The 1,329-nt window shown below is 67.9% G+C and carries 1 protein-coding gene; it reads left to right on the top strand.

From position 1 onward, the window contains the following. The first annotated feature begins 554 nt into the window (after positions 1–554). Complete coding sequence (locus ACFVIM_RS35195; RefSeq protein ID WP_384310463.1) at positions 555–1,274, top strand: transglycosylase SLT domain-containing protein; 720 nt, start codon at positions 555–557, stop codon at positions 1,272–1,274. The last annotated feature ends 55 nt before the right edge of the window (positions 1,275–1,329 follow it).

Here is a 1,329-nt window from a genome sequence, read left to right as displayed (position 1 = left end):
GTCCTGATGGGCCCCGCCCGCCTTCCGTGTCTCCTGGCCCCGCGTGGCGTGCGCGGCGGCGCGTGGCCCGCGGTCCGAGGGCGCTCCGGCTCCCCATGACCGGCCGCGCTCCCCTCTCCCTATCTCCCTTCCCGTCTCCCCTCTTCCTCTCCCGCCACCCCCCTTCGCCCCTTGTCTCCCTTGCCCCGGGGACCACTCTCGGCCGCCGTTGAGGGGGGCGGCTTCCCCCGTTTCCGAGGGTTTCCGAAAAAGCCCTCACACATTGCATTGCTTAAGCAACGCAATGTGAGAACGAGGGGGGTCGGATGTGAGCCCTCGCATAGGACCCAGGTCACTTACGAATCTTCTTAGTAGAGAGATAAGGACCGTGTGAGCGGGGCCGACAGGTCGAAATGGGCGTTTGGGCGCCGCCCTGATCCACTATCGCGGATCGTACGTCACATGATTGCCAGGGCATTTTGCCGCCGCTAAGAATTGCCCAGTCGCCGCCACTGGAGCGCAGCGCCGCTCCCATCGGTCTGATGCGACTTCCCGATTCGAAGAGGTACGTCTGTATGTCCGCGTCCAGCATCCGTATGACCAAGGCCCGCAAGGTCTCGATCGCCGGTATCGCCGCCGCCGGTGCCGCAGCCATCACCCTCTCCCTGGTGCCCTCCAACGGCTCCAGCGCCGACCAGGCCGCCGTGAAGGCCGCCCCGGTCGCCTGGTCCGCCGAGGCCGCCTCCGGTAAGCCCGCCGCCCTCACCATCGACACCCAGTCGGCGTTCCAGACCAAGGTCGAGGCCGCCGTGAAGGCCGCCGCCAAGGTCGAGGCCGACGCCAAGACCCAGGCCGACCTGAAGGCGAAGGCCGCCGCCGAGGCCGCCGTCAAGGAGCGCACCGTCGCGAAGCCCGCCGTCAGCCGCTCGGCCGCGAAGCCGGTCGTGGCCCAGCAGGTCGCCGCCACGGTCTACCCGAACAACCTCGACGGCTGGATCCGCGAGGCGCTCTCCATCATGAAGAAGGAGGGCATCCCGGGCTCCTACGACGGGCTGCACCGCAACATCATGCGTGAGTCCAGCGGTAACCCGCGGGCGATCAACAACTGGGACATCAACGCCAAGAACGGTGTCCCCTCGAAGGGTCTGCTCCAGGTCATCCAGCCGACCTTCAACGCCTACCACGTGGCCGGCACGCCGTTCGACCTGTACCACCCGGTCTCCAACATCGTGGCCGCCGCGAACTACGCCGCGGACCGCTACGGCTCGATCGACAACGTCTTCGGCGCCTACTGAGCCGACGGACGCGTCACCCCTACAGACGTCAGGGCGGCACCCCCCACTCGGGGGG

Source organism: Streptomyces sp. NPDC057638 (assembly GCF_042800315.1).
Taxonomy (GTDB): Bacteria; Actinomycetota; Actinomycetes; order Streptomycetales; family Streptomycetaceae; genus Streptomyces.
Note: the sequence above shows the minus strand (reverse complement) of the source record. Positions and strands in the feature narration are given on the sequence as shown.

Coding starts and splice junctions, on each gene's coding strand:
- ACFVIM_RS35195 (WP_384310463.1), top strand. CDS start 555: ATGTCCGCGTCCAGCATCCGTATGACCAAGGCCCGCAAGGTCTCGATC.